31 protein-coding genes and 2 pseudogenes are annotated in these 25,151 nt (G+C 42.3%); 18 read left to right on the top strand and 15 right to left on the bottom strand.

Annotated elements, in window-relative coordinates; genetic code table 11:
• Positions 1 to 36: 36 nt before the first annotated feature.
• The 3 genes from DACSA_RS09430 to DACSA_RS09420 all read right to left on the bottom strand — a co-directional run bounded on the left by DACSA_RS09430 (position 37) and on the right by DACSA_RS09420 (position 1,738).
• Positions 37 to 354, bottom strand: coding sequence for a hypothetical protein (locus DACSA_RS09430; RefSeq protein WP_041235415.1), 318 nt, complete (start codon positions 352 to 354; stop codon positions 37 to 39).
• Positions 355 to 432: 78 nt separating this feature from the next.
• A complete protein-coding gene (locus DACSA_RS09425) occupies positions 433 to 1,212 on the bottom strand; it encodes a photosystem II S4 domain protein (RefSeq protein WP_015229532.1) in 780 nt (259 codons plus the stop codon).
• A gap of 16 nt (positions 1,213 to 1,228) precedes the next feature.
• A complete protein-coding gene (locus tag DACSA_RS09420; RefSeq protein WP_015229531.1) occupies positions 1,229 to 1,738 on the bottom strand; it encodes a hypothetical protein in 510 nt (169 codons plus the stop codon).
• A gap of 266 nt (positions 1,739 to 2,004) precedes the next feature.
• Here DACSA_RS09420 and serA point away from each other — a divergent pair, with 266 nt between their 5' ends.
• Both serA and prmA read left to right on the top strand, forming a co-directional pair.
• Complete coding sequence (serA, locus tag DACSA_RS09415) at positions 2,005 to 3,585, top strand: phosphoglycerate dehydrogenase (protein WP_015229530.1); 1,581 nt, start codon at positions 2,005 to 2,007, stop codon at positions 3,583 to 3,585.
• 373 nt (positions 3,586 to 3,958) lie between these two features.
• Positions 3,959 to 4,864 carry a 50S ribosomal protein L11 methyltransferase gene (gene prmA / locus DACSA_RS09410; protein WP_015229529.1) on the top strand — a complete coding sequence of 302 codons (906 nt, stop codon included), beginning with the start codon at positions 3,959 to 3,961 and terminating at the stop codon, positions 4,862 to 4,864.
• A gap of 17 nt (positions 4,865 to 4,881) precedes the next feature.
• On the opposite strand, the gene DACSA_RS09405 is transcribed toward prmA, so the two are convergent.
• Positions 4,882 to 5,754, bottom strand: coding sequence for a 6-carboxytetrahydropterin synthase (locus DACSA_RS09405; RefSeq protein WP_015229528.1), 873 nt, complete (start codon positions 5,752 to 5,754; stop codon positions 4,882 to 4,884).
• Between the two features lie 1,071 nt (positions 5,755 to 6,825).
• Here DACSA_RS09405 and DACSA_RS09395 point away from each other — a divergent pair.
• From DACSA_RS09395 to rsfS, 4 genes are all read left to right on the top strand, one after another.
• Complete coding sequence (locus DACSA_RS09395; RefSeq protein ID WP_015229526.1) at positions 6,826 to 8,883, top strand: WYL domain-containing protein; 2,058 nt, start codon at positions 6,826 to 6,828, stop codon at positions 8,881 to 8,883.
• Between the two features lie 82 nt (positions 8,884 to 8,965).
• Positions 8,966 to 9,580, top strand: coding sequence for a Uma2 family endonuclease (locus DACSA_RS09390; protein WP_015229525.1), 615 nt, complete (start codon positions 8,966 to 8,968; stop codon positions 9,578 to 9,580).
• Positions 9,581 to 9,665: 85 nt separating this feature from the next.
• A complete protein-coding gene (gene yqeK / locus DACSA_RS09385) occupies positions 9,666 to 10,244 on the top strand; it encodes a bis(5'-nucleosyl)-tetraphosphatase (symmetrical) YqeK (protein ID WP_015229524.1) in 579 nt (192 codons plus the stop codon).
• Positions 10,245 to 10,360: 116 nt separating this feature from the next.
• On the top strand, positions 10,361 to 10,762 hold the full coding sequence (gene rsfS / locus DACSA_RS09380) for a ribosome silencing factor (protein ID WP_015229523.1): 402 nt from the start codon (positions 10,361 to 10,363) through the stop codon (positions 10,760 to 10,762).
• 266 nt (positions 10,763 to 11,028) lie between these two features.
• Here the strand turns inward: rsfS and DACSA_RS19730 are convergent, their stop codons facing one another.
• Positions 11,029 to 11,217: a hypothetical protein gene (locus tag DACSA_RS19730; RefSeq protein WP_156800748.1), complete on the bottom strand. Its 189-nt coding sequence runs from the start codon at positions 11,215 to 11,217 to the stop codon at positions 11,029 to 11,031.
• On the opposite strand from DACSA_RS19730, the gene DACSA_RS20585 reads away from it, so the two are divergent.
• The 3 genes from DACSA_RS20585 to DACSA_RS09360 are packed head-to-tail and all read left to right on the top strand — an operon-like array spanning position 11,207 to position 12,892.
• Positions 11,207 to 11,392, top strand: a complete 186-nt coding sequence (locus tag DACSA_RS20585) for a hypothetical protein (RefSeq protein ID WP_156800747.1) — start codon at positions 11,207 to 11,209, stop codon at positions 11,390 to 11,392. The two genes, DACSA_RS19730 and DACSA_RS20585, sit on opposite strands and share 11 nt — an antisense overlap.
• A 30-nt stretch (positions 11,393 to 11,422) precedes the next feature.
• Entirely contained in the window at positions 11,423 to 11,926 is a 504-nt protein-coding gene (locus tag DACSA_RS09365) for a CGLD27 family protein (protein ID WP_015229521.1), read from the top strand.
• A 15-nt stretch (positions 11,927 to 11,941) separates the two neighbouring features.
• The gene (locus DACSA_RS09360) at positions 11,942 to 12,892 is read left to right on the top strand and encodes an asparaginase (RefSeq protein WP_015229520.1); all 951 of its coding nucleotides are present in this window, start codon (positions 11,942 to 11,944) and stop codon (positions 12,890 to 12,892) included.
• A 6-nt stretch (positions 12,893 to 12,898) separates the two neighbouring features.
• Here the strand turns inward: DACSA_RS09360 and map are convergent, their stop codons facing one another.
• Positions 12,899 to 13,747: a type I methionyl aminopeptidase gene (map, locus tag DACSA_RS09355; RefSeq protein ID WP_015229519.1), complete on the bottom strand. Its 849-nt coding sequence runs from the start codon at positions 13,745 to 13,747 to the stop codon at positions 12,899 to 12,901.
• Positions 13,748 to 13,800: 53 nt separating this feature from the next.
• Here map and DACSA_RS19070 point away from each other — a divergent pair, with 53 nt between their 5' ends.
• The 5 genes from DACSA_RS19070 (at position 13,801) to DACSA_RS20580 (ending at position 16,333) form a co-directional block, all read left to right on the top strand.
• Entirely contained in the window at positions 13,801 to 13,995 is a 195-nt protein-coding gene (locus DACSA_RS19070) for a hypothetical protein (protein ID WP_071880307.1), read from the top strand.
• A gap of 107 nt (positions 13,996 to 14,102) precedes the next feature.
• On the top strand, positions 14,103 to 14,330 hold the full coding sequence (locus tag DACSA_RS09350; protein ID WP_015229518.1) for an indolepyruvate ferredoxin oxidoreductase subunit alpha: 228 nt from the start codon (positions 14,103 to 14,105) through the stop codon (positions 14,328 to 14,330).
• 30 nt (positions 14,331 to 14,360) lie between these two features.
• A complete protein-coding gene (locus tag DACSA_RS09345) occupies positions 14,361 to 15,089 on the top strand; it encodes an ABC transporter ATP-binding protein (RefSeq protein WP_015229517.1) in 729 nt (242 codons plus the stop codon).
• Between the two features lie 91 nt (positions 15,090 to 15,180).
• Positions 15,181 to 15,909: a Bax inhibitor-1/YccA family protein gene (locus DACSA_RS09340; RefSeq protein WP_015229516.1), complete on the top strand. Its 729-nt coding sequence runs from the start codon at positions 15,181 to 15,183 to the stop codon at positions 15,907 to 15,909.
• A 259-nt stretch (positions 15,910 to 16,168) separates the two neighbouring features.
• On the top strand, positions 16,169 to 16,333 hold the full coding sequence (locus DACSA_RS20580) for a hypothetical protein (protein ID WP_015229515.1): 165 nt from the start codon (positions 16,169 to 16,171) through the stop codon (positions 16,331 to 16,333).
• Here the strand turns inward: DACSA_RS20580 and DACSA_RS09335 are convergent.
• Positions 16,323 to 17,662 (bottom strand): annotated as a pseudogene (locus DACSA_RS09335) (RNA-guided endonuclease InsQ/TnpB family protein). The gene DACSA_RS20580 and the pseudogene DACSA_RS09335 sit on opposite strands and share 11 nt — an antisense overlap.
• A gap of 116 nt (positions 17,663 to 17,778) precedes the next feature.
• On the opposite strand from DACSA_RS09335, the gene DACSA_RS22525 reads away from it, so the two are divergent.
• The 4 genes and pseudogenes from DACSA_RS22525 (at position 17,779) to DACSA_RS09320 (ending at position 21,137) form a co-directional block, all read left to right on the top strand.
• A complete protein-coding gene (locus DACSA_RS22525) occupies positions 17,779 to 17,913 on the top strand; it encodes a hypothetical protein (protein ID WP_269544579.1) in 135 nt (44 codons plus the stop codon).
• Between the two features lie 178 nt (positions 17,914 to 18,091).
• Entirely contained in the window at positions 18,092 to 18,454 is a 363-nt protein-coding gene (locus tag DACSA_RS09330) for a VOC family protein (RefSeq protein ID WP_015229513.1), read from the top strand.
• Positions 18,451 to 19,731: a recombinase family protein gene (locus DACSA_RS09325; protein WP_015229512.1), complete on the top strand. Its 1,281-nt coding sequence runs from the start codon at positions 18,451 to 18,453 to the stop codon at positions 19,729 to 19,731. The genes DACSA_RS09330 and DACSA_RS09325 overlap by 4 nt, the downstream gene beginning before the upstream one ends.
• A gap of 198 nt (positions 19,732 to 19,929) precedes the next feature.
• Positions 19,930 to 21,137: pseudogene (locus DACSA_RS09320) on the top strand (4-hydroxy-3-methylbut-2-enyl diphosphate reductase).
• A gap of 60 nt (positions 21,138 to 21,197) precedes the next feature.
• Here the strand turns inward: DACSA_RS09320 and DACSA_RS09315 are convergent.
• From DACSA_RS09315 to DACSA_RS20570, 8 genes are all read right to left on the bottom strand, one after another.
• Positions 21,198 to 21,665: a DUF3368 domain-containing protein gene (locus tag DACSA_RS09315; RefSeq protein WP_015229510.1), complete on the bottom strand. Its 468-nt coding sequence runs from the start codon at positions 21,663 to 21,665 to the stop codon at positions 21,198 to 21,200.
• A complete protein-coding gene (locus tag DACSA_RS09310) occupies positions 21,666 to 21,932 on the bottom strand; it encodes a UPF0175 family protein (protein WP_015229509.1) in 267 nt (88 codons plus the stop codon).
• A 36-nt stretch (positions 21,933 to 21,968) separates the two neighbouring features.
• Complete coding sequence (locus DACSA_RS09305; protein ID WP_051017298.1) at positions 21,969 to 22,736, bottom strand: DUF4384 domain-containing protein; 768 nt, start codon at positions 22,734 to 22,736, stop codon at positions 21,969 to 21,971.
• Positions 22,737 to 22,757: 21 nt separating this feature from the next.
• Positions 22,758 to 23,144: a caspase family protein gene (locus DACSA_RS09300; RefSeq protein ID WP_041235413.1), complete on the bottom strand. Its 387-nt coding sequence runs from the start codon at positions 23,142 to 23,144 to the stop codon at positions 22,758 to 22,760.
• A gap of 93 nt (positions 23,145 to 23,237) precedes the next feature.
• A complete protein-coding gene (locus tag DACSA_RS09295; RefSeq protein WP_015229508.1) occupies positions 23,238 to 23,909 on the bottom strand; it encodes an energy-coupling factor ABC transporter ATP-binding protein in 672 nt (223 codons plus the stop codon).
• A gap of 60 nt (positions 23,910 to 23,969) precedes the next feature.
• A complete protein-coding gene (locus DACSA_RS09290) occupies positions 23,970 to 24,227 on the bottom strand; it encodes a hypothetical protein (protein WP_015229507.1) in 258 nt (85 codons plus the stop codon).
• A gap of 179 nt (positions 24,228 to 24,406) precedes the next feature.
• Entirely contained in the window at positions 24,407 to 24,559 is a 153-nt protein-coding gene (locus DACSA_RS22095) for a hypothetical protein (protein ID WP_156800746.1), read from the bottom strand.
• 74 nt (positions 24,560 to 24,633) lie between these two features.
• Positions 24,634 to 24,771, bottom strand: coding sequence for a hypothetical protein (locus DACSA_RS20570; RefSeq protein WP_156800745.1), 138 nt, complete (start codon positions 24,769 to 24,771; stop codon positions 24,634 to 24,636).
• Between the last annotated feature and the right edge of the window lie 380 nt (positions 24,772 to 25,151).

Below are 25,151 nucleotides of genomic sequence, written 5' to 3'. Positions count from 1 at the left end.
TCAATAGTGAAAACCCTGCATCAAAACTTTGAAGTCTTACCGATTAATCAACCCTCTTGCCTCTTGCCTCTTGCCTTTTGCCTTACTACAAGAAAAAATTGAGACACTCGATCGGCGAGATAAGCTGCGGGTTCGTGCGGTTAATTCGATCGCAAAAAAGCCGATAAAAATTAGATCAATGCGCCAAAACTCATCTTCAAATCGGCCATACTCATCAACATTACGATAAAAGTTTTTTTCTAAAAGAGGCGCGATCGAGGCTTGAAAATAAGTTAATTCTTGTTTCCCCTGATTCTGAAAATTATCTTCACTTTTCTCGCGGAGACTGCTGAGTAATTCCCTGCTTTTAGCCAATTAACGCCACGATCGCGCTGACTTTCTCCCACCAATTTTTCGCTACCTCCATCTATTTTCCCCCTCGATTTTATCGGTTTAAAGATATCGCGTTAGTTGGACACGATAGCGTTGTTTTTTAGTAATGGAAACTTCTCCAATTTCGGCGCGTCCTTTTCCTTGTACCGCCACTAAATCCCCTTCTTTTAAAGCATGACTGGTTTGAGTAATGGGTTTCCAATTGACTCGCACATTTCCCTGTTCGATCGCGCTTGCCATTTTACTCCGAGACATTCCAAACGCAGCGGAAGCCACCGCATCTAAACGCATAGAAGCCTCAACTGTTGTCATTTCTTTCTTTTTCGGGGGACGAATTTTGAGTTCTTCTAAAGTAATTTCACGAGTTTTAACAGGCACCGATCGCACTTGATTTAAATTGGCTTCTAGAAAGGAAACTAACTCTGGAACGACTAAAATTTGCGCCCCACGTTCCCCTAAAACAATAATATCCCCCACTTTTCCACGCACCACTCCCGTGCCTAAAATTGCCCCTAAAAAATCGCGGTGGTTTGCGGTATCAAAGAGAAAATTTCCCGCCACATCTAAAGCCGCAATGGGAACTTGTGATTGATCTAACGGTAAATCCGATCGAGCAATCGCCATGCGCGATCGTTCCGCTTGCGGATAACCGCCCCAAACGATAAATTGAATCTCAGTGAGAGAAGAAAACCTCTCCCGCGCCTCTACCATCACAGGAGGAGAAAGAAAGTCAGTACAAACCACTTCCCAAGTTTTCATCGCTTGTTCAGCGATATCAATGATCCGAGTGATTTCCTCGCGGTTTTCCACTCCCTTCAAAATTTGCTCTTTTGGTAACATTCTGATTAATCATTAATTATTGGTTTTCTTCGTAGCCTTGTAGGGTTTCTGGGTTAAACTGGCGCAATAGGCGAGTTGCTTGTTCAGTGACTAATTCTGAACCTTTCACTACAACTAGATATTTGCCCTCATTTAGGCGATTGCGATAAGGAAGCGCATCCCCACTCCCAAAACCAATTCCGACACCGCCACCGACGAAAAACGCCCCCATCAAAGCCGCGATCGCACCGAAGAACCCTGCAATAATATGATTCCCCAAAGCACCAGCCCAGTCAAATAAATAGATTTCGGTTAAAACATTAAACACATAGCCAGCAGCAAAACCAAAGGGAAATAACCAAATTGCCATGCGGATAATCTGTTTTCGCGCTTCCTGATTCGGATTCAGAAAACCAAATTCATCGGCGGTTTTATAGCCTTTTCCCACCATTTCCACTTGTTTTTGATCAATTCCTTCTTTTAAGAGTTTGGTATAGGCTTCCTCCGCTTCGATTCGATCGGGAAGCACCGCAATTAAATATTTCATAAATGCCTGATCATTGATTTTGGTGTTTATATAGCAATTTCCATTCTAATCAGACGATCGTCCGCAAGTTCATCTTCCCCAACTTCCCCATCTCCCCCATCTCCCCCATCTCCCCCATCTCCCCCATCTTGCGTAGCGCCATAACAGTAGTTTTCTGGTCAAAAGTATGAAAAGATACATTATGGATTCTCTAGACAATGACGAATTGTCCCTTAAACTCATAGACAGGACACCCTCTATGTATGTTGATCTCAAAGTAGTAACTTATGTCTAAAGTCTTAGTTTCAGATTCTGTCGATCAAGCGGGGATTGATATTCTCTCCCAAGTGGCGCAAGTGGATGTTAATACTAAACTTTCCCCTGAAGAATTGATCAAAGCCATTCCCGAATATGATGCGCTGATGGTGCGATCGGGAACGAAAGTCACCCAAGAGGTGATTGAAGCGGGAAACCAACTTAAAATTATTGGTCGCGCTGGGGTTGGTGTGGATAACATTGACGTACCAACCGCAACCCGTCGGGGAATTGTCGTGGTTAACTCCCCAGAAGGAAATACGATCGCGGCTGCGGAACACGCTTTGGCGATGATGTTATCCCTATCTCGTCATATCCCAGACGCTAATCAATCCGTAAAAAGTGGTAAATGGGAACGTAAACAGTTTATTGGTTCAGAAGTTTACAAGAAAACTCTGGGCGTAGTGGGATTAGGTAAAATTGGTTCTCATGTGGCGACAGTTGCTCGTGCCATGGGAATGAAATTGTTAGCGTATGATCCGTTTATTTCTGCCGAACGTGCGGAACAATTGGGCTGTCGCTTGGTGGATTTAGAGATGATTTTCACCGAAGCTGACTATATTACTCTCCATATTCCTCGCACTCCAGAAACCGAAAACTTGATTAATGCTGAATCCTTGGCGAAAATGAAGCCCACCACCCGCATTATTAATTGTTCTCGCGGGGGAGTGATTGATGAAGATGCGATCGCAGAAGCGGTGGAAAATGGCACGATCGGCGGTGCGGCGTTAGATGTGTTTGCAGAAGAACCCCTAGGAGAGTCAAAATTACGCAATGTGGGAGCAAATATGGTTCTCACCCCTCACTTGGGCGCTTCCACTGAAGAAGCACAAACTAATGTCGCGGTTGATGTAGCGGAACAGATTCGGGATGTATTGCTGGGTTTACCCGCTCGATCGGCGGTGAATATTCCAGGCTTAAACCCAGATGTGTTGGAAAAATTACGTCCCTTCCTACAATTAGCAGAAACATTAGGCAACTTAGTGGGTCAATTAGCTGGTGGGCGTGTGGAACAGTTAAACGTACGTCTGCAAGGAGAATTAACCGATAGTCAAAGCCAACCGATCGTCGTGGCAGCACTAAAAGGCTTACTCTCACAAGCGTTGCGAGAACGAGTTAATTATGTCAACGCTTCGATCGAGGCGAAAGAGCGAGGCATTCGGGTGATTGAAACCAAAGATGCTTCTGTGCATGATTATTCGGGTTCACTGCGTTTGGAAGCCATTGGCTCTTTAGGAGAGCATTCTGTCACGGGAGCATTACTCAGTGATCAGGAAATGCGGATCACTAATGTTGACGGTTTCCCGATTAATGTTCCCCCCAATAACTATATGTTGTTTACCTTACACCGTGATATGCCTGGAATTATCGGACAAATTGGTTCATTATTGGGTAACTTTAATGTTAACATTGCCAGTATGCAAGTCGGACGGAAAATTGTTCGCGGTGATGCGGTAATGGTTCTCAGTATTGATGATCCCTTGCCAGAAGACGTTTTAACCGAAATCACTAAAATTTCGGGAATCCGAGACGCTTATACGATTAAGCTCTAAACGGGTAAAATAACCAAAAGCAGCTTGTAGGTTGGGTGGAGGGAAACGAAACCCAACAACAATCAGTGACCAGTTAAGCAGTTACCAGTGACCAGTATTTCTCAAACTTAATTAGTAACAGTAAATGCTCGATCACTTATTAATTTACTGCTTACTGGTCACTGATCACTGATCACTGATCACTGGTCACTGGTCACTGATCACTGCTTACTGGTCACTGATCACTGCTTACTGGTCACTGATCACTGGTCACTGATCACTGATCACTGATCACTGAAACGAGGGAAGCGAAACCCAACACTAATCATAAGCAATTACCTGAACCTGATATAAATTGATTAGAAAATGGTACAAGAGCCAGTAACAAAGAAAGATGACAAATAGTTGGTGGGAAATCAAAATCTCGTGTGATCCGACGTTAGAAGAACTTCTCTTCTGGCGGTTGGATGAATTTGGTTGTCAGGGGATGGTAACAGAGCAAAAAGAGGAACTGCGGTTGATACGAGGTTATCTCCCCCAAGTGCGAGCGCATCCCCTAGATTTAGCCGCTCTATCTCTCTGGATAGAACAAGATGCGGTAACAATGGGAGTGGAAGAGCCTAAAACCAGTTGGCATCTCATTGATGAGCAAGATTGGGCGAGTAGTTGGAAGAAATATTGGCATCCTCAAGAAATTGGCGATCGCCTTTTGGTTTGTCCCGCGTGGCTCTCTCCTCCTAATGATACAGAACGAGTGGTGCTTCGTCTTGATCCTGGCGTAGCATTTGGAACTGGAGTTCATCCCACAACACAACTGTGTTTAGAATCCGTAGAAATGCGTTACAGTATGGGAAAAAAAGGCGGTATTATTGCTGACATCGGTTGTGGCTCAGGGATTTTATCGATCGCAGCCTTGCTATTTGGCGCGGAAAAAGCCTACGCAGTAGATACTGATCCCCTAGCGGTACGAGCAACTCGCAGTAATCGTCAATTGAACCGTGTTAAATCAGAACAGTTGCTGGTAGAACAAGGGAGTGTGAAGCGTTTGGCTTCCATGTATCCCAAGGGTTTTGATGGGATTATCTGTAATATTCTCGCAGAAGTGATTTTAGATTTGATTCCAGAGTTTAGCGCGATCGCCCTTCCTCACACTTGGGGGATTCTCAGTGGGATTTTAATGGAAAAAGCACAACCGATCGCCGATTCCCTAGAAAAACATGGTTGGAAAGTAGGAACACTCTGGCGACGCAAAGAGTGGTGTTGTCTCAACATTCGTCGCCAGGAACTCGATGATGATTAAAGAATCAATTAAAACAGTTAATAACTCGCTAAAGCGGGTTCACGAGTCGCTTGATTGCTAAATTCTTGACTGAGAGACCGACAATTAATCTCACAAGAATTATTAGGACTTTCAATCAACTTAATTTTATCCAACATGACCCCTAACTCTTGAGTGGGTTGTTGTAGCAACTGACCAATATACACCGCGATATTTTCCGCAGTAGGAACAACTTCTGCGAAATAAGGAATATCCTCATTAAGGAAATAGTGATCAAACGGTTCGACGACAAACTCCTCTAAAATATCATGGAGTTTTTCCAAATTAACAATCATTCCCGTGCGAGGATCAATTTCTCCCGTAACCGTCACCTCTAAATGATAATTGTGTCCATGACCATGAGGACGAGCGCATTTCCCATAAATTTCGCAATTTTCCTCATAACTTAAATCGGGACGTGCGAGACGGTGTGCTGCACTAAAATGTGTACCAACAGTTAATGACGCTTCCATATTTCTTCCTTGATAATCAGCCCAAAGTTGTGGATGTTCAAATAAACGAATATTCACCAACGGTAAATAAGACTCTAAACGCTGCCAAATCACTCTCGCAACATTTTCAGTGGTGGGGAGTGTTTCTGTAAACTCACGCCAAACCTCATTCAGATGTGCGTTATTGAGTTGCTCAGTAATTTGTTTCCGAATTACAGGTTTGACCTCAGACAGATTCATCACCATCCCATATTGGTCAATTTCCCCCTCTAGAGAAACATAAAGAACATAATTATGTCCATGTCCAGGGTATCGACTTCCTGTTCCGAATTTGGCTTCATTTTCCGCTTCACTTAGCTCTGGAAGCCAGTAACGGTGGGCAGCAGAAAACTGAGCGCGACGATTAATTATACATTTCATAGCGAAATTTCAACGCTGACTCTTTTTGTAAAGTAATTTTAACATTTTGCGCTCCTACTGACGCTGTTTGTCGTTCGCGCTAATTTATTTCCATTTACCGCGGAATAAGCTAACCTATATTAGCAGTGTACCAATTCTACATGATTCATACATTTGCCCCCAAACCCCCAATTCTGGGGGCTTGCATCAATTTGCCCCCAAACCCCCAATTCTGGGGGCTTGCATCAATTTGCCCCCAAACCCCCAATTCTGGGGGCTTGCATCAATTTGCCCCCAAACCCCCAATTCTGGGGGCTTGCATCAATTTGCCCCCAAACCCCCAATTCTGGGGGCTTGCATCAATTTGCCCCCAAACCCCCAATTCTGGGGGCTTGCATCAATTTGCCCCCAAACCCCCAATTCTGGGGGCTTGCATCAATTTGCCCCCAAACCCCCAATTCTGGGGGCTTGCATCAATTTGCCCCCAAACCCCCAATTCTGGGGGCTTGCATCAATTTGCCCCCAAACCCCCAATTCTGGGGGCTTGCATCAATTTGCCCCCAAACCCCCAATTCTGGGGGCTTGCATCAATTTGCCCCCAAACCCCCAATTCTGGGGGCTTGCATCAATTTGCCCCCAAACCCGCAATTCTGGGGGCTTGCATCAATTTGCCCCCAAACCCGCAATTCTGGGGGCTTGCATCAATTTGCCCCCAAACCCGCAATTCTGGGGGCTTGCATCAATTTGCCCCCAAACCCGCAATTCTGGGGGCTTTCATCAATTTGCCCCCAAACCCCCAATTCTGGGGACTTTTATCAATTTGCCCCCAAACCCCCAATTCTGGGGGCTTTCATCAATTTGCCCCCAAACCCCCAATTCTGGGGGCTTTCATCAATTTGCCCCCAAACCCCCAATTCTGGGGGCTTTCATCAATTTGCTCCCAAACCCCCAATTCTGGGGGCTTTCATCAATTTGCCCCCAAACCCCCAATTCTGGGGGCTTTCATCAATCAATTTTTTAAATAAAATTTAGGATTGGTATAAGCAATTCTCGGTTATGAAATAACGAATAATCAATCACTCATTAAGTATTATGTTTTGTCATATTTTAATCGGATGTCCCAGCAGTGGAAAATCAACTTTAGCTCAGAATATTGTAGAAAATAATCCCAATTATCGCATTGTTTCTACAGATAAAATCCGAGAACAATTATTTGGAGATGAGAATATTCAAGGAAATTGGTCAGCAATAGAAACCGAGGTTTTTCGTCAAATTGAAGCCCATATTAACGCAGATAATCCGATTATATATGATGCGACGAATGCCAAACGTTCTTGGCGGATGGGATTATTACAACATCTCAATCAATATAACAATGTAGAATGGTTCGGTTGGCATTTGAAAACGCCTCTAAAAACTTGTTTACAATGGAATCAAAAAAGAGAGCGCAAAGTTCCCGAAACAGTGATTAAAAGAATGTCTGAATCTTTGAAAACGTTTCCTCCCATTGCTGCGGAAGGTTTTGTTGCTGTTTATCCGCTTAATTCTCAATTAAAAACCTCATTAACGGCTCAATTTCAGCAAAAACTTTCTCAATTTTCTCGTAGTGTGATTAATCGTCAAAATCGCACTCAGAAAATCATCCGTCATGCTTATTCTAATTTATTAGACTTTGAGCGTTTAATGTATTTAATTCACCTCCTGTTAACTTATCCTGGAATTGGAAATTTGCAACAAACTTCCCCTGAAACTTTAGAAGCAGTCGTCGGGAAACCAAAGCAAACCTATCAGACAGAATTGGACGAAATTTGTGCCTTTATGAGCAAAGTTGCTGATCCGATATATGCTGATCCAGAAGCGATTTCAACTGATTTACAGTGGTTAGAAGTTAATGGTATTATTGGCAAAGCAGAGATCAAAAAAGATTTAGAAATTACAATTAAAGAAGATTCAGAATTACCCACACATAGTTATTCTGATTTAGAAACCTTTGAAAGGTTAATTAAAATGATTCGCTTGATTATCCATGAACCGTTTATTTTTAAGAAGGGGGAAGGAACTTTAAATAGTTTGGTAAAACGAATGCAGGAAGAAGAAATTTTAGCTGATGATTATCGAGATCGGGTGCGTAAAGATATAGAGAAAGTTTTAAAGCCTTATGAGATTTTACCAGAGTTTCCGATGAAGCGAGGTTATTTTGCAGGAACAGCAATTTTATCAGAAAATGATTTGATTAAGGTATTTTATTTGTTAGAAACACAAGCGAAAAGTTTAGATGATCCGATCGCGCTACAGGTTTATGAACGCTTTAAACAACGGATAGAAACGTCTAAGTTAGCACAGTCTTATCCTTATCCTGTGCGAGCAATTCATAATCGAAATATTGTCGATCGGGAAAAAGTTTCGGATTTATCTGTTGCGCTAAAAACAGAGGAATTAGAAAGGGCGATCGAGGCGGGACAATTGTTAGAATTAGGAAGAATACCAGGAGGAGGAACGTTTAATCCTGAAACTGAATCTTTGTTTAAAATTTATCCGTTACAAATTGTTTTTCATAATATCGGTTGGTATTTAGGATTTGAACATAATGAGGGCGAGAATAAGGGGTTGTTACGATTTGAACGCCTCGATCGATTATTTTTAGGACAAACTCAAAGCAAAACTCGATCGCGCAGCGCCCAACTTAAATCTTTGCAACGTTTAATCACCCTTTATAAAAGTTGTGGCGGTATCTTTTTAGGAAACGATCCCAAACTGCAGCAAAAATATTTAAGTAGTGAAGAAGCGGAACGAAAACAAATAGAAATCACCATTGAAATCTGGTTTACCGAAAAAATCTTCCGTTTTATTAGCGAAGGAACACAACGTTTCCCCCTCAAACAAATGAAAATGTCGCAACCCTTCAATCGAGAATTATTACGAAAAAATCGCACCTTGTTTAGTTTAAGAAAAACTTCCGACCCGAAATTTCCTCATCGGTTTCGGGTTCGTTTACCACAATGGTCATTAGAAGATATTGACCTTCAGCGTTGGATTTTAGGCTTTGGCGGTGAAGCCAAAGTGGTTACTCCTGAAAGTTTACGAGAAACCTTAAAAGAGAAAGGAAAAGCAATTCTGGAAGCAATGAACGATCCTGAATTATCCGCTTAAAAAGTCCGTTGGATGTAAAAACCCAACAATTTACGCCAATATGTAAACCTAATATGAGAGATAATAAGGAGGAGTAAAATCAATGATTGCAGCCGTCGATAAAACGCCCCTATCATTCGATGAATTTATTGATTGGTATCCAGAAACATCAGAAATTAACTATGAATTAAAACGAGGAGTAATTGTTGAGATGCCAAAGCCGAAAGGAAAACATTCAGAAATTACAGGGTTTGGTATCAAAAAATTGAATTACGCGATTGATCAAATGGAATTGCCTTACTTTATCCCCAGAGAATGTATTATTAAAATATCTGACGATACAGGATATGAACCAGATATTGCTGTGGTTAATCGCGTCGGTTTAGCTGATGAACCAAGATGGGAAAGTTCCTCAATCCTTCAGACTCCAAAATCGGTCAAGCTAATAGTAGAAGTTGTTTCCACCAACTGGCGCGATGATTACGCCCTCAAACTCTCTGATTATGAAAGTATGGGGATTGAAGAATATTGGATTGCGGATTATCTTGGCATTGGAGGACGGCGCTATATTGGTTCTCCCAAACAACCCACTTTGAGCGTTTATACTTTAGTTGATGGGGAGTATGAGGTTCAACAGTTTAAAAGAGATGACCTCATTCGATCGCCCACTTTCCCCGAATTGCAATTCACCGTTGACCAATTGTTCAATCCGTTTTAATTAGGGGTTTGCCTTGCCCACCCTACTTGGAAAAGGGGGGAAAGTCGCGAAACTGAACACAGATTATAAAAAAAGGAGAAGAAATTTGGTAGTAGAAAGAGAAAAAGTAATAGCTTGGTTAGAGGAAAATGTTCCCAGTTCCCGTGTTCAGCATATTCTCGGTGTGGAAGAAATGTCGAAACAGGTAGCGAAAGTTCATGCGGCGGATGAAGAAAAAGCACAAACCGCAGGATTGATGCACGATTTGGCGAAGTATTTTCCCGCCGATCAGTTGTTAGCAATGGCACAAGAAAAAAAGATCGTAATTGACGAAATTTGTGCGGTGCGTCCTCATTTATTACACGCTGATGTGAGCGCGATCGTAGCGGAAGATACATTTCACGTCAAAGATGAAGAAATTTTAAGGGCGATCGCAGAACACACTTTGGGGAATGCAGAAATGTCTAAAATCAGTTGTATTGTGTTTGTCGCTGATAAACTCGAACCCAATCGCGGTGATGATGAAGAACTAAACGCCATGCGAGAAGCTACTTGGGAAAGCTTGTATCGGGGCGTTTATCAAGTGTGCGATGTGAGTATTAAAAAGTTGATCCAAAAAGGTCGTCCGATTCATCCTCGCACTGTCGCCACTCGTAACTGGGCAATGCAAGCAACAAAAGTTTAAATTCTTCCTGCAATTGTCCCTCGATCGACCAATATCCACGCTATCTTAGGGATAAGTGAATTGAAAAACCTTTTAGTTTCCATTGTCAGCAGAACGCAAATTAATCATCCGATTTCATGAATCATCAGCCTAACTCTAATTCCACTTCCACCAACACTCCTACTTTGACAGATGCCGAAAAATTAGCTCGAACTATTGTCGAAGCCGCCGCTACTCGCAAAGCCAGTGATATTGTTCTTTTAGAAGTAACAGAAGTTTCTTATCTCGCTGATTACTTTGTCATTAGTACCGGTCACTCGCGCACCCAAGTCAAAGCGATTTCAGATGCGATCGAGGATACGGTAGAAAGGCAATTTCATTACGCACCGATACGCGCAGAAGGGCAAAAGGAACGGAACTGGATATTATTAGATTATGGCGATGTAATTGCACATATTTTATTGCCAGAGGAACGAGAATTTTACGGGATCGAAGCCTTCTGGGGACACGCTAAACAATTAGAAACGGATCACGAATAAAGTCATCAGTGGCAAATTCTGCCCCCTCACCCCCAATTTGGGGGGAATTTGTCGATTACGCCCCCTCACCCCCAATTTGGGGGGAATTTGTCGATTACGCCCCCTCACCCCCAATTTGGGGGGAATTTGTCGATTACGCCCCCTCGCCCCCAATTTTGGGGGAATTAAGCAGAGCAAAAATTGATAACTCAGATTGTTATACCAAGTTTCATCAATGCGATTAAACACATAAAAAACTCGATCGCGCACCCCCGTATTATTCTTAATTAGGGTTTGCTGAAAAAGTTCATGTTTTCAGTGTAGTTCGGGAGTCGGGAGTCGGGAATCGGGAATCGGGAGAGATGGGGGAGATGGGGAAGATGGGGGAGATGGGGAAGATGGGGGAGATGGGGAAGATGGGGAAGATGGGGAAGATGGGGAAGATGCGGGAGAAAAATCGCTCTCTTGTCTCCCATTGCTCTCTTGTCTCCCATTGCTCTCTTGTCTCCCATTGCTCTCTTGTCTCCCATTGCTCTCTTGTCTCCCATTGCTCTCTTGTCTCCCATTGCTCTCTTGTCTCCCTTGTCTTCCTTGTCTTCCTTAAACAGGATTTTGCTGGATTATTGGGGGCTACTTTGTCTATTAAGATAAGATTGATCATTATTGATTTCCTTGCTATTTATGATCTCTCAGCCTTGTCCAGTTCCCCCAGAACAACTTCCTCTCAATGAATATGAGAAACTAAAAACTGATTGGCCCTTTCGTTGGGTGACATTTAGTCGCGACTGTTACATTCGGAAACTGCTTTGGACTTGGGGATGGGGTTGGGTGATGGCGGGCCCTCTCACTGTCGGGAGTTTTCCCCTCGCGACTCATCCCTATCAATTTTTTCTTTGTGGTGCTTTGGGGGCGAGTTTGTTAGTCGTTTTTATGGTGGTCAGACTTTATTTAGGATGGTCTTATGTTCGGAATCGTCTGGAAAAAGCCGCCATTCCTTATGAAGAGTCGGGCTGGTACGATGGACAAACTTGGGAAAAACCAGATTCCGTTTTAAGGCGCGATCGACTGGTGGTATCCTATCAGATTACTCCCATCTTTAAACGGTTGCAGATCACGGCGTTGGTGTTAGTGATTCTCAGCGCGATCGACCTTTTAGCTTGGCGACTCCTCACCTATTTCCTGTAACTTGAGCAATTATTTATGAGCAAAAAACGGACGCAAACCCCAGAATTAGAAGTTCATCTCCTGCGAGAAGGGATTGTCGAATCGATCCACAAAGTCCACGCTTTAATCTGTGATCATCGAGGACGGATTTTGTCCTTTGCGGGTGATTCGGAAACGGGTTCTTTTATTCGTTCTTCCTTGAAACCCTTTCAAGCGCTTCCTGTGGTGAAAACGGGAGCATTAGAGCATTTTAAGCTCACTGACAAAGATTTAGCCATTATTTGCAGTTCTCATCAGGGAACAATTCAACAAGCGCGACAAGTATTTAATATTCTCTGGCGAGCAAATATAGAACCCAGTGCTTTACAATGTCCGATTCCACCTGGCAAACGTAGCCCTCTCGAATACAATTGTTCAGGAAAACACGCGGGGATGTTAGCCGTCTGTCAACAATCGGGTTGGACGCTAAATAACTATATGCGTCATCGTAGCGCGATTCAAGAATTGATTTTAAGTGGTGTGGGAGAACTGTTACAGATGCCAGGTGCTGAATTTATTGCGGTACAGGATGATTGTGGTGTTCCCACTTATTTTATGCAGTTATCCCAGATGGCGACGTTGTACGCTCATTTGTCTTCTGGGGATGATGTCTATTTGGAACGAATCAGCCGTGCGATGACTCATTATCCTGAAATGGTCGCAGGGGAAGGAGAATTTGATACGGAATTGATGAGGGTGAGTAATGGGGAATTAGTGAGTAAAAGTGGCGCGGAAGGAGTGCAATGTATTGGTCGCATTGGGGAAGGGATGGGCTTGGCAATTAAAGCCTTAGATGGCTCAAAACGGGCGAAATATGCCACCGCGATTGATTTATTGATGCAGATGGGTTGGATTACCCCCACCATGTCCGACAGTTTAGCAGAAAAGTTTATGAGTCTCAGTGAATATAAACGTTTGGAAGTGGTGGGAGAGTTGGGGTTTGTTTAATCTTCTCTAATTCTCAACTTCAGCGCGATCGGTTAAAATTTCATAACCCTCTTTGGTGACTAATACCGTATGTTCAAATTGTGCGGAGAGACATTTATCGATCGTGACCACTGTCCAGCGATCGCGCAGTGTTCTTGTAAACTTCGATCCCGCATTAATAATCGGTTCAATGGCTAACACCATTCCCGCTTTCAGCTTCACATTCGGGAGTTGTTCGGTACGGGTATTAAACACCGCCGGTGCTTCATGGAGATTACGACCTACACCATGACCCGTAAACCCTTCTACAATACTGTAACCTTTACTGGTGACATAATCCTCGATCGCCGCAGCAATATCTAACAAAGAATTTCCAGCTTTAACTTGTTTTACCCCTTCATACATCCCATTTTCCGCAACTGCCATTAATTCTAGAGCTTTCGGTTTCACCTTACCAACCGCGATCGTAATACAGGAATCGCCATGAAAGCCATTTTTATACGCACCCGTATCCACCTTTAATAAATCACCATTGCGAATCACCTTTTTTGCATTGGGAATCCCATGTACCACCTCATCATTTAAGCAAACACAAATCGACCCAGGAAAGCCATGATATCCCTTAAAACTAGGGGTTGCGCCCATTTCTCGGATACGTTTTTCTGCATAAGCATCTAACTCCATCGTTGTCATTCCAGGTGCAGCAATTTGGGAAATTTCCTTTAAAACCGTCGCCACAATGCGCCCTGATTCTCGCATCAATTCGATTTCGAGGCTATTTTTAATTTCAGTTCCCCGATGGCGCTTTCGTTGTGGTGCGGTTTTCGTTGTAGTTTGAGAGGTTTTCGGAGAAAGAAGTTCGGTGAGAAAGTTCATAAATTGGACTTTATTATCAGGATATCATTCAACCATTATAGAAAGTAGGTTGGGTGGAGGTAACGAAACCCAACACCAATATTCGTTATTTGTTATTTGTTATTCGTTATTCGTTATTCGTTATTCGTTATTTGTTATTCGTTATTTGTTATTCGTTATTTGTTATTCGTTATTCGTTATTTGTTCACTGGGAGACGTTCCATGACCAAAGCCTCTGTGACTTCTTCTGTGAGAAGTCGCTTCACTAAATTCCCCCAGGATTGGGGGTTAGGGGGCGATTAATTGTTATAAATCGTTGCTGATTGCTATATGTTATCCTTGCTAAGGTGAAGAAAAATGAAGCAGAGGAAAGACCGTGCCTTATACGATCGTTACGAACACTTGTGAAGGCGTTGCTGACTGTGTGGGCGCTTGTCCCGTCGCTTGTATTCACGAAGGACCCGGCAAAAACGAAAAAGGAACTGAGTGGTATTGGATCGACTTTGATACCTGTATCGACTGTGGTATTTGTTTACAAGTTTGTCCCGTAGAAGGGGCGATCGTTCCTGAAGAACGTCCAGATTTACAAAATACGCCACAATAGACAATCAGAACTTACAGTAACAGTCCTCCCATGAATCATCTTCTCACCGTTAAAGACGTTTACGCTGGCTATATCAAAGGCTTGTATATTTTGCAGGGGATTAACTTTCATATTAACCCTGGAGAATTAGTCGCAGTGATCGGTCCCAACGGTGCGGGAAAATCGACTCTCGCCAAAGCCATTTTCGGATTACTCACTCCTAGTTCTGGTGAAATTAACTTTAAGGGAGAAAGTATTGGTGGCTTGAAACCGAACGAAATTGTCCAACGAGGAATGTGTTACGTTCCACAAATTTCTAACGTTTTTGCTGCCTTATCCGTCGAAGAAAATTTGGAAATGGGAGGCTTTATTTGTAAAGGATCACTAAACGCTCTCAAAGATAAAATTTACACTATGTTTCCCGTCTTGGCACAACGTCGCCGCCAAAAAGCAGGAACTCTCTCTGGCGGAGAACGACAGATGTTAGGAATGGGACGAGCGTTAATGCTTGATCCCGATTTATTGATTTTAGATGAACCTTCGGCGGCGTTATCTCCCCTACTGGTGAACAGTGTTTTTGAACAGATACAAGCCATTAACCAAACGGGAAAAGCAATTATTCTCGTGGAACAAAATGCTCGTAAAGCACTAGAAATGGCCGATCGGGGTTATGTTCTCGAAAATGGGGTCGATCGAGCCACTGGTTCTGGAAAAGAATTATTAGATAATCCCAAAATTGGCGAACTCTATCTCGGTGTCGCCTATCAAAAAGAATCATGAAAATATCGGTTTTCTCCACTACCCATTACGGGTGTCATCCGCCACAATAAGAGATAAAAGTGTCAGTTAACCTTAGCAAAGAGAAACCGCTATGAGTAATAGTTATAACTTCCGCAAAGCCATGCAGGAAACTCGTGGCAGTGCAATTATTGGACCCAATGTCATCTCTAATGCCCTTCCCTATCTAGGAGGAGGATTAGTTCTCACCGCGTTGGGAACTTATGGTGGCTTAGGCGTGATTAGCAATGCTCCTCAGCTATTTATGCCCACATTTATCGCTGCCATCATCGCCGAATTAGTCTTATTTTTTGTGGCGCGAGGAGTCGCAGAAAATGGCAACAATAGCACCGCGCTTCCCCTACTCGCCCTTTATAGCCTATTATCGGGTTATACCCTCAGTGGCTTGATTTATGTGGCTCTCAGCAGCAGTGCTGGTGTTGGCGGTGTGGGAATCGCAGCGTTAGGCTGTGGCGCGACATTTATCGTTGCTCGTTCCGTTGGTTCTAACCTTTCCGATGAAGACGGAATGGCTTTAACTAAAACCGTACAACTGGGAGTGATTGCTCTCTTGGTGGTTTTAGTCGGTCAACTCCTCTTTAGCTTCTTTGGTGTTTTTACACCCACTTGGCTAGAAATTGGAATTTCTGGCTTTGGAACGCTTTTATTTGCTGGTGTGGCTGTGGTTGATTTCTATATCCTCCCTCGCACCTACGAGGATGATAAATATCTTCCCGCCGCTCTCTCCATGTATCTCACTTACATCAACTTGTTTATCTTTATCTTACGATTAGTGATTGCCCTCAGTGGCGGTCGTGACTAATCCTCAAGTTACCGATCTACTGGTAGGGTGGGCAATGCCCACCTGATTAAAATAGAAACAAAGACTTAACTAGGGGTTGCTGAAAAAGTCCATTGGTTGGTTAAGTAAGGCAAAAGGCAAGAGGCAAGAGGCAAGAGGCAGGAGGCAGGAGGCAGGAGGGTTGATTGATCGGTAGGAGGGGAAGGTTTTGATGCAAGGTGCGTGACGATTGAACAATCAATGAACTTGCATTTTGATCTGAACTGAATCGCCTCAAAATTTGGTAAGACTTTCAGTTTCCCAACAGCAAGCCTTAACTAAGATCACGGAAATGGCTACTGATCTAGAAGGAACATCAAAACTAGAAGAAGCGATTAACTTAGTGGAAAGTTTGTCTGTAGATGATCGCAAAATCTTGAGTCAACTACCCGCAATCAATCGCTAAACGCGATGTGATTGGGGCTTGTTTCTGCCGTCCACCGCAGTTCCATGAACCTCGAAAGGCGCATGGCTTTGGCTTCATCCGACGAAACATCCAACGATCCCGAAGGATCATCTGGGCAGGCTGACAAACTACCCGTACTCGCCCAGTCTTGCCGAACAAGTAGCGTTCTCATTGTTATATTTCTAGCTCCCACCAAATCTGCATGAAGATCAAACCCACAGTTTTCACAGTGAAAATTTAATCCCTTGTTAGGTCGATTCCCTCTAGATGTATGTCCACAATGAGGACAAGTTTGTGAGGTGTAATCGGCATCTACTTTAATTGCCAAAGAATCATTAAATACTGCTTTATAGTCAATGAAACTTTGGAGTTCAGCAAAAGACCAACTGGTTTGTTTACGGTTAGCCTTTTTCTGTTTTTTAGATGCTTTTTTACCTTTACAGCGAGGATTAGTTCTTTCTCTAATGTGGGTTAAATCTTCTAACCCAATTAAGGAGTTAGATTTAGCGACCTTCTTAGAAACTTGGTGGTTAATATCAGCGCGAAACCGTCTCTCTCGTCCTGATAACTTCTTCAGTCTTCTTTTAGCGGAACGAGTGCCTTTGCGCTGTAACGATTTTCTTCTCCTTTGGTAATGATTTGCTTTATGAATAGTTGATTTTCCGTTGTAGAAACTGACCTGATTTTGAGTATCAGTCTCAACAGCTAGATATCGTTGACCAACATCAACACCGCTAACCCGTTTAATGTCTGTGGGTTCGATATCAGGTTTCTCTATTTCTAAGCTGACTAATAAGTAATAATTCTTATTAGAAGGAGTATAGTAAATCTTTGCTCCTTTGGCTTTAGCCTCTCCAGACTTAATCAAGTCTAAGTGTTTTTGATAGCCAGAATAAGAAACTTTGATTCGACCTTGTAAGGTAATGAGACTAATTCCTTCTTTAACGAAAGAGAAGTCCCTACCATAGTTAAGGTTACAGGTTCTAGAAACAAAGTGCGGTGGGTTATCTAAACCCTTGTACCTTTTTTGGTTTTTCCCTGTTTGCGATGTTGGCTGTTTTGTTTAACCTTAGTCCAGAGGCTTCGATAAGTTGCTCCTACCTGACGACAAACATTACAAGCCATCTGAGATGGTAAACTGTATTGGTCGCGAATGTCGTAGTAAGCTAGCTTCTGGAGTTTGTTGGCACTGCTGGTTCGATTATTGTCGAAGGCAACTTGTGAAATATAATTCAGAGCATCACGATAAGCTAAAGAAACCTCTCGCAAAAGCGTTTTCTGCTCTTGAGAAAGGTCTAACCTTAACTTGGCGGTGATAACCTGTTTCATTTTCTTTACCTCACGAACTTCTCTGATTATAACAACTTAGTGAAGATGTGCGCCCTTCCTCCCACGACTAATCGCTAACGCGATGTAGTCGGAGAATCCTTGCCACGTATGTTGAAGTGGTAAACAAGCGTCTTCAGGAAGAAAAACGAAATGATTTGATTAAAGCAGTAAAAGAAACGCAACAAGAGTTTATCGAGGGAAAAACTCGGAAAGGAACTGCTAGTGATCTCTTGAGGGAACTAGATGACTAATACTCTTAAAATCGCTCCAAAATCTCAAGAAAACTCAATTCTCCTTTTGGCTCTTGGTTCTCACGATGTTGTTTATTAAAGTTTCCTCTTGCTAAATGCTGATTTTTATGCTATTGTAATAATGGGGAAAGATGCGCCTGCAAAAAAAAGCACAAAAAAGCAATTCTAGAAGGGAACTATGGGAGTCACTCGTTATCTCCACACCGCAATCCTCGTTTCTGATTTAAAAGCCTCAGAAGCGTTTTATTCGGAAGTGTTAGAGTTGCCGAAAGCAGAACGTTCCTTGAAGTTTCCTGGAGTTTGGTATCAGGTGGGAGATGATCAGATTCATCTGATTGAAGATGCAAACTGGAAAACAACACCAGTGAATAGAGAAAAATGGGGGCGTAATCCTCACATTGCTTTTGCGGTGGATGATTTAGAGTTGATTAAAACTCGTTTGCGAGAAGGGGGTTATCCCTTACAAAGTAGTGCTTCTGGTCGTGCGGCTTTGTTTACAAAAGACCCCGATGGGAATATTGTTGAACTCAGTGCAGAATGACGGTTTTTGCTTATTGCTACAGTGATCCGCTTCTGGATTCTCCTGAAGAAAAGTATGATTGGGGAAGAACGATCGATCGCGTTTACCATGATCGGGGAGGGAGACAAGAATGGGAACAACTTTTAGTCGATTGTGGGTTAACGCCACCCGATGTGATTTTGGTTCGCAGTTGGGGAGAGTTAGGAGAAAATTTAGACGCGGTGAAAAGCTCGATCGAACAACTGGAAGCATTGAGTTGTAAAATTGTAGCAGTTGCCGATGAGAAATTAGATCATCAGCATTTGTTTGATTTTATTGCCTCTCTCCACCAACAACAGCGTCGTCGTCAACTGGAAAGAGGACACGCCAAGAATCGTTTGAATGCTCAACCGCCACCAGGGAAAGCGCCCTATGGTTATCGTAGAGGAAAAGAGAAATATATTCTCGATCGTAGCACCGCACCCGTCGTTAAGGATTTTTTTGAACACTTCCTTCTCTATGGATCATTACGCGGCGCAGTACGCTATTTAGAACGTCGGTATGGGAAAAAAATTTCTGTTGCTACGGGTCGTCATTGGTTGACGAATCCCAGCTATCGGGGAGACTTGGGCTACAAAAACGGAGACGTGATTCCTAACACCCATATTCCGATTTTAACCAGAGACGAAGCCGCACAGATCGATCGATTGCTGAGACGAAATCGTAAACTGCCACCCCGCACCGCCAGCGCCCCCCGTTCTTTAGCTGGATTAGTGGTTTGTGGAAGTTGCCAGTGTCCTTTGAGGATAACACAAGTGACGATGCGAAGTAAAAAGCGAGAATACTTATATTTACGTCCTCATCATTGTCCTCATTCCCCCCAGTGTCAAGGGATTCCGTATCAAGCGGTTTTAAGTTCTAGCATCGATCGCGTTTGTGAGGAATTACCGCAAGCTGTCGCCAAAATGAACTCAGAAGGGTTAGGGGAACAAAAACAGGCTTTAGAAAGCAAAATTCAGGGGTTACAAGAGATTTTAGCGCAGGTCTCCCAGTTAGAAACTCATGGGGTATTAGATGCTGAAACGGCACAACTGCGACGTTATAAAATACGCACTGAAATTGCGGCATATCAAAGTCAGATTGCACAATCTCCCCCTGAAAACCTTAGCGCGATCGCGCAGACAGTTTCCTTGCGACAATTCTGGTTAGACTTATCAGAATCGGAACGGCGGTTTTACTTCCGAGAGTTCATCCAACGCATAGAGATATTTTACCAAACCCCCTCAAAATGGGAACTGAATCTCGTTTTCTTTATTTAAACTGTCGGTTTAATGGAAATCAATGTTGGGTTTCGCTACTCTTCACCCAACCTACATCTCTACGATACCTTTTCCGCAAATCCCCAATAACAAATAACGAATAACGAATAACAAAAAGGTAATCGAAGATTTCCGATAAGATAGGATGGGAAACAAGTTATATCATCTTGCTGCCAGCAAAAAAAAGCAATTATGGGAATGGATACAAAAGCCTTTAAACGTTCTCTTCACCACTCAGATAAATATCATCGTCGTGGGTTTGGTCACGAAGAGGAAATTAACGAGTTACTTCAATCAGAATATCAAAGTAATTTAATCCAAGAAATACGAGATAATAATTATCGCTTAAAAAAGGAAATGTTACCATTCGTTTAGCCGAAGCATTTGGTTTTTGTTGGGGAGTGGAACGTGCGGTTGCGATTGCTTATGAAACTCGTCAACACTTTCCAAAAGAACGCATTTGGATTACGAATGAAATTATCCATAATCCTTCTGTGAATCAACATTTACGAGACATGAATGTTGGTTTTATTCCCGTTGAAAATGGAGAAAAAGATTTCTCGGTTGTTGATGAAGGAGATGTCGTAATTTTACCAGCTTTTGGGGCTAGTGTTACAGAAATGCAACTCTTAAATGATTTAGGTTGTACGATTGTTGACACGACTTGTCCTTGGGTTTCTAAAGTTTGGAACTCTGTAGAAAAGCATAAGAAAAAGAGTTACACTTCCATTATTCATGGAAAATATCATCACGAAGAAACGGTTGCCACCAGTTCTTTTGCTGAAAAATATTTAGTGGTTTTAAACTTAGAAGAAGCGCAATATGTAGCCAACTATATTTTACACGGTGGCGACAAAGAAGCGTTTTTAGAAAAATTTTATCAAGCCTATTCCCCTGGTTTTGATCCTGATGTTGATTTGGATAAAGTTGGCATTGCGAATCAAACAACGATGCTTAAAAGTGAAACTGAACAAATTGGGAAATTGTTTGAACGGACGATGTTAGAAAAATATGGTCCGACAGAATTTAATGAGCATTTTATGAGTTTTAACACGATTTGTGATGCCACCCAAGAAAGACAAGATGCTATGTTAAATTTGGTCAAAGAAGACTTATCTCTCTTGGTGGTCATTGGTGGCTTTAATTCTTCTAATACTACTCATTTACAAGAAATTGGCATTGAATATGGGATTCCTTCTTATCATATTGATGGAGGAAGTCGTATTTTTGAAGGGAATAAGATTGAACATAAACCGTTAGGAAAAGATTTAGAGACCATGGAAAATTGGCTTCCAGAGGGAGAGATTACGGTAGGAATTACTTCTGGCGCTTCTACACCAGATCAAGCGGTAGAAGATGTGATTGAGAAGATTTTGGTGGCAAAAAATATGGCGTTGGTTAGTTAATTAAGAGAGAGAAAGTAAGTTAAGAAGTTGGGGTGATCATTACTCACCCCGACAGCAGTTTTACTGTTCTAACAGTGACTGTAATAAACTAGATGACACTCGGAAATTAGTCGCTTTTAACTGTTCGATTGCTGTAGTAAAGTTAATTAAATTTTTATTTGACGCTAACTTAAGAATTCCCAGTAATCCAGTTACATTCAAGCCTCGTTGTTTAGCACTTTTTCTTCCAGCCTTTTCATCGATAATAATCAATTCTGCTTTAATGATTTCAGCTAAAAGGATGGCTTCATATTCTCCTCGATGCAAATGAGATAAACTAGCAACTTTAATTTCACTAGAAGCAATGACTCTCACCTGTTGAGGTAGTTGCTGTAGCCACTCCTTAACCACTTGCGGCGTTCCTTCATCGTTTAGCTCATCATACACCGCTTGAGGAAGATAGAGAGAGTCAAACAAAGAATAAATAACCTTAATCTCTCCGATTAAAATCAGGTAGCAAATGGGTGAGGTATCCGCAACAACAATCATTCATTCCTTAAAAAGTTGAGATAGAGTATTTATATCTTCTTGATACTCTTGTTCTGCATAATCTAAATAAGCGTGAGATTCACTAAGAAATTTTTCAGTTATCCAACGAGATTCTAGCTTCAGAATTTCCTGAACTTGTGCAGAAGTTAGCACCCCTTCACGATAACCTTCAATTGCTAGGGATTCTAACACTTTTTGAGGTAAGTTCTCCCATTTTTTTGTTAATTGTTGTCCAATTTCTTCAGGAAGATCAATTGTTACTTGCATAGCACAGAGGTTGATTAACATACTAATAACAGTTTACTAAACCACTTGATACACAAAACTCAAGGTTGTCCAACAATTGACATTAAGGGCGTAAACATTATTATCACCATTCGTGACTTCGCTGGGGACATTACTTGCTGTTTGTAAGTCTGACTGTATCGCTTGTACGACTTTTAAGGGATCAGATAAATCAATGATTCGTTCTCCTTGTCCTTTCGATCGAGGAATTTGAGATAATACTTTTAGAGTTTGCGTGAAGGGTTGACTACTACCGAGTAGATAAATTTCTGATAAACCTGTCGGTCCGGGAATGCGCCATTTATAGGAAGCATTGGTTTTCGGAATCACCCGTACTTCTCCAGGAGATAATTTTAAGTTTTGTAACGGTTGGGTGCTTTGAGAGGGATCAGTGACGGAGGAAGAATCGGGAGAATAAAAACACAAAGGATTTGCCCCAGAATCAACGCCGAAAAGCAAACAATAAATCGATCGATCGCTGATATTCTCTAAACGATATTGAATCTGTGTTCCTGTAGCAATCTGAGGAAACGCCCCAGCTAAGGCATAAGGTAAAGATTGAGTATCAAAGAAAAACTCTTTCCCTTGACGATAGCGAAAGGTCTCTTGACTAATCACAGGAGTGGTTTCTTCTGTAGCGGAAACGGTTTCTAAAGTTGCTCTTAATCCTAACCGAGATGACCCATCATTGACGGTTAAACGACATAATTTCGCCGCTAAAAGCGTTTTTAATTTCGGGACTAAACGCATCACTGCTGATTTTACCGCTTCGGTTTGCGTTCCCACTGTACTAGGGATAGGGATTCCTCAGCCACTGAAATGAACGACGATGATATCGTCTGGCTTCGCTTGTTTGATTAAATGTTCTTGGAATGCGGTAATAATCTGATTACGGGTGGCGGCGCTATTTTTGAGGGTGAGGATGTCTTGCGGTTGAAACCCAAACCGATATCGTAAGAGTTCTTCTTGTTGTTCTACGTCGGTAATACAACCTTTGAGATTATTTCCGTTATATTGATTGATTCCCACTAATAAGGCGAGTTTTCTCCCCCTACCACTGGCTAAGACTTGAGTTTGTTGTAATATCTTTCTTCTCAGTGAGGGAGGGAAGGACAGTTTGATTTGTCCATTTACACCCCACGCTAATAAGGCTAGTCCAGTTTGTTGTAGAAATTTACGTCGCTCAATACCCATGTCACCCACTGCAATTATTGATTGAAGTTTGATCTGCTATTACTCTAGAAGGTTTTGGGACGAAATTAAACTATTTGTTTCGTTATTCGAGCATTATGCAGATGATACCGAACTGACATAGGTTTTTAATTCCTGTGGCGTTCCTTGTTTTGTGATTTGACCTCGTTCTAAAATCAAGGCTCGATCGCAATAATCTAGTTCTTCTAAACGGTGAGTAATCCAAAGGGCGGTTAAACCCCGAGTTTTGACCAATGAGCGCACTTGTTCTACTAATTCTTGTTGGGTGTCGGGGTCTAATAATGCGGTGGGTTCATCTAATAATAAGACGGGACAATGCCGCGCGATCGCTCCTGCAATGGCAATCCGTTGTTTTTGTCCGCCACTCAAGGCGTAAATCGGTCGTCTTTCCCAACCGCCGAGATTAACGGCGCTTAATGCTTCTTGGACGCGATCGCGCTTTTCGATCCAATTTAAGTTTTCTGACACCAAGCCAAAGGCAACATCTGCTCCCACTGTTGGCATCACTAACTGATGATCGGGATTTTGGAACACGAATCCTAACGGCTGTTCTACATAACACTCTCCGCTCTGTGGACTCAATAACCCTGCTAAAATCCGCAGGAGGGTTGATTTCCCACTGCCATTGTTCCCCAATAGCATCCAAAATTCTCCGCGCGGAATCTCTAAAGAACAATCTTTCAAAATCAATTCTTGAGATTGCCAACCGAAATTAATCTTTTTTACGGCAATAGCGGCTTCTGTCACTGTTTTCCTCTTGCTTCCTTCCAAATAATAAGAGACGCTCCGAAGAACGCCTCTTTCCGATTACTGCATGAAAAAGCCTGCGGGTCGTCCGGCGGAACTACCATCTTTCTGCGACAGAATCACCGCACTGATTTGATCGCTAAATACTGCTACTTTCTTCTCTGGGTCTTTCTCACAGGTTAGTTCCACCAGTTGAGGCGTTGGTGATTTCAGTGTTTCCATCACGTCTTTATAAACCTTTTGTGCGTCTTCAGACTCTTTCCGTTGGACGGTAATCGGAATCGGGCTATATTTCAAAGTTAAATCAATGGAGAACATAAGTTAAAGCATAAGTTTCTTTCTTAATGTATCTTATCTGAATCTGGTTTGAGTTTTGGCATTGATCACTTAGCTGTTTAGATGGCATGACTGTTATTCTGTCAAGTTCAAATAAGTAACGCTCAAGTTAATTCAATCTTCGATTAGTCTTTTCTATTAAAACAGGCGGTTTATCTTTCTTAACGGAAAAAATCAAGAGAAAAAACTTGACGAGATTGCGCCGTTTCAGGTATGATTAGCAAAACAATAATCCCACGGGATGGTCTGTCTTCAATTCTGATGATCAGGGTAAAAGCCTCATTGCTTCGTTTCGGAAAGCCAAATTTTGTCAAGCCTTGGCAAGTTTATTGACACTAATTTTGGGAGGGGATTGTTAAAAAGTTTGAAGCGGTGTTGACAGTAAGCGTTACGATGTGCTTCCTGAAAGGATGAGATTGATTGCACTATTTCCTATAGTAGCATGGGGATGATTCGATCGAGCCTTCATGGGCTGTTGGGTTTCGTGTCCTTCACCGAACCTACGTTTTAGTTCTGTGGGTAGCATGACTGTTATTCTGTCAAGTTCAAATAAGTAACGCTCAAGTTAATTCAATCTTCGATTAGTCTTTTCTATCAAAACAGGCGGTTTATCTTTCTTAACGGAAAAAATCAAGAGAAAAAACTTGACGAGATTGCGCCGTTTCAGGTATGATTTGAAAAATGATAATCCCACGGGATGGTGTGTCTTCAATTCATTTGACTGGGGTAAAAGCCTCATTGCTTCGTTTCGGAAATCCCAATTTTGTCAAGCCTTGGCAAGTTTATTGACACTAATTTTGGGAGGGGATTGTTAAAGATTTTTAAGTGACGTTGACAGTAAGCGTTACGATGTGCTTTCTGAAAGGATGAGATTGATTGCACTATTTCCTATAGTAGCATGGGGAT

Origin of the sequence: Dactylococcopsis salina PCC 8305 (genome assembly GCF_000317615.1) — a bacterium.
GTDB lineage: Bacteria > Cyanobacteriota > Cyanobacteriia > Cyanobacteriales > Rubidibacteraceae > Halothece > Halothece salina.
The sequence above is the reverse complement of the archived record's forward strand: the minus strand, read 5'-3'. Positions and strand labels throughout refer to the sequence as shown.